At 61.3% G+C, this 2,488-nt stretch carries 3 protein-coding genes and 1 pseudogene; all 4 read left to right on the top strand.

The genetic code is table 11. The annotated features are described in order from the left end of the window. Positions 1–1,343 (top strand): FAD-binding oxidoreductase (locus tag EN925_RS31760; protein ID WP_128337204.1); only part of this gene is annotated, 1,343 nt, incomplete at its 5' end. 2 nt (positions 1,344–1,345) lie between these two features. Further along, positions 1,346–1,708 carry an AraC family ligand binding domain-containing protein gene (locus EN925_RS31755; RefSeq protein WP_164747152.1) on the top strand — a complete coding sequence of 121 codons (363 nt, stop codon included), beginning with the start codon at positions 1,346–1,348 and terminating at the stop codon, positions 1,706–1,708. Between the two features lie 82 nt (positions 1,709–1,790). Further along, a pseudogene (locus EN925_RS31750) lies at positions 1,791–2,073 on the top strand (tyrosine-type recombinase/integrase); the annotation flags it as partial. Between the two features lie 156 nt (positions 2,074–2,229). Continuing rightward, on the top strand, positions 2,230–2,488 hold a 259-nt coding region (locus EN925_RS31745), incomplete at its 3' end, for a helix-turn-helix domain-containing protein (RefSeq protein ID WP_164747151.1).

The raw sequence follows: 2,488 nt of genomic DNA, 5'->3' as shown, positions 1-2,488 counted from the left end.
AGGCAACGCAGGCCGACATCTGCATCGTCGGCGGCGGGTATCTTGGATTGTGGACCGCCATCCGCCTCAAGGAGCACAATCCAGGCTTCGATGTTGTCATTTTAGAGCGCGACATTTGTGGTGGTGGCCCGAGCGGCCGCAATTCCGGAATGGTGCTTTCGGCATGGACCAAATACAGCGCGCTTGTCGCCCTGCGCGACGGAACCGACGCGCTTTCGATCATCAAGGCATCCGAAGCCGCGATCGGCGGCATCGAGGCTTTCTGCAAGGTCGAGGCGATCGACGCCTGGTTCGATCGCATCGGCTGGATCTGGGGCGCGACGTGCGAAGCACAGCTTGGCGCCTGGGACGACGCGTTGAACAAGCTGGCGGCGCATGGCTACGTGCCTGCGCGACGCGTTTCGCGCGACGAGATCGCGGCGATGGCAGGCACGACGAGCCACCTCGGCGGCGCGTTCGACGCTTCGTCGGCAACAGTGCATCCCGGATTCCTGGTGCGCGGCCTGCGTCGTGCAGCGCTAAAGCGCGGCGTTCGGATCTATGAAAAGTCGCCGATGAAGCGGTTTTCACGACGGGGCAAGCTCACGGTGGAAACGGCGAAAGGAACTGTATCCTGCGGCAAGGTCGTGCTTGCCATGAATGCCTGGTCCGGCGCGATTCCGGAACTGGCCCCTGCGATCTTCAACATCTCCAGCGACGACGCCATGTCACAGCCCATTCCAGACCTTCTCGACAAGATCGGCTACCGCCGGGCGCCGCTGATGATCGATTCCCGCGTCTTCGTTGGCGGTTGGTCTCCGACGCGCGATGGTCGGCTGTCCGTCGGCGTCAGCGGTGGCGTTATTGGCTTCGGCGGCATCGTCGACCAGCGTTTCCATGGCCAGTCGCCCCGTGTCGCCGAAATGCGTCGCGCGCTGCGGGACGGCCACCCGGCGCTCGCCGATTTTCCGCTCGAGACATCATGGAACGGCCCGATCGACCGGACGGTGAGCGGCGTGCCACTTTTCGGCGCTTTGCGCGCCAACCGCGATGTCGTTTACGGCTATGGCTTTTCCGGCAATGGCACGACAATGGCTTATATCGGCGGCGAGATCCTCACCGGCCTGTTGACTGACGGTGAATCGGAACTGACGCATTCGGCGCTGGTTCGTCCGGTAACGCGCGGTTTCCCGCCCGAACCCTTTCGCTTTGTCGGTGCACATTTTGTCCGCGGCGCTGTGCGTCGGCGTGACGATTTCGAACATGCCGGGCGCAAGCTCGATCCGGTGACGAGATGGCTCGCCGGGCTGGCTCCGTCCGGCGTCACTCCCTCCAAAGCCAATCTTCGCGCAAAAAAGGGATGACGATGTCCAAGGCCAAGATTTTCAAGCACAGCGAGTTGACCCTAAAGCCATCGGTCACGCCGACCGGAACGTCTTCGATCGCGCGCGTGATCAATGCCGAGATCAGCCGGACCATGGGCGGCGGCATCGAGTATCTGGAGAACGCCTCGATCGACTGGACCGTGACCTATGACGAGGTGCTGTTCATCCATGAAGGCACGCTGACGATCGAACTGGATGACGGCCGCCACGAATGCCGCCCTGGCGACATCGTCTGGCTGCCCAACGGCACCCACCTCAAATACATCGCCACCGAGCGTACCGGCTATTTTTACTGTCTGTACCCATACGACTGGGCAGCACGGCAAGGGACGGTAGAACCTTGAAGTGGCAGGCATATCATGGATTGGCCCTTCACGGCGCAGTTCCGGGGTAGCGAAACTGCTGTTTTGGCATCTCCGCGCCGACCGGCGCGGCGAAACAGTTCTAGTCACGGAATATGGCCAACCTTTCTCGCCGAAATCTCTGACCGGTGCTATGACCCACTGGTGCGCTCTCGCGGGATTGCCGAAGGGCCTTACGCTGCATGGTCTGCGGAAGTCACTTGGGGTCTATCTCGCCGAAGCGGAGGCATCCACCAGGCAGATGTTGGATGTCTCGGCCATGACGACATTGACCATGCCGAACTCTATTCCCGGGAAGCGTCGCAGGTGCGTTGGCTGTGCAGGGCATGGACCGAGTCGTACGGCTGGTAACGCGCTTGGCGAACCTCGTGGCGAACCTGTCAATAAACCCATTGATAATAATGCCCTTCCCGAGAGATGGGTGACAGTTCATTCTGGATAGATGGGTTACACTTTCGGCCCTTTGCAAGGAGAGCAAGGTGCCTTGGAGGGAGTGTAACGTCATGGAAGAGCGGCTGAAGTTCGTCGCCCGGCTGCTGGACGGCGAGAAGATGGCGATGCTTTGCCGGGAGTTCGATATCTCGCGCAAGACCGGCTACAAGATCCTCACGCGCTACAACGACAGCGGCCTGGAGGGGCTGACGGACCGATCGCGGCGGCCCTATCGCCACGCCAATCAGCTTCCGTTTCAAATCGAGAAGCTGATTGTGCGCCTCAAGCAAGACAAGCCGACATGGGGTGCGCCGAAGATACGCGAGCGGC

Origin of the sequence: Mesorhizobium sp. M7A.F.Ca.US.006.04.2.1, from assembly GCF_004022915.1 — a bacterium.
GTDB classification, from domain to species: Bacteria; Pseudomonadota; Alphaproteobacteria; order Rhizobiales; family Rhizobiaceae; genus Mesorhizobium; species Mesorhizobium ciceri.
This window is presented reverse-complemented; position numbering and strand designations above follow the sequence as displayed.

Excerpts from the sequence above, each read along its gene's own strand:
- EN925_RS31755 (WP_164747152.1), top strand. The coding sequence starts at position 1,346 with ATGTCCAAGGCCAAGATTTTCAAGCACAGCGAGTTGACCCTAAAGCCA.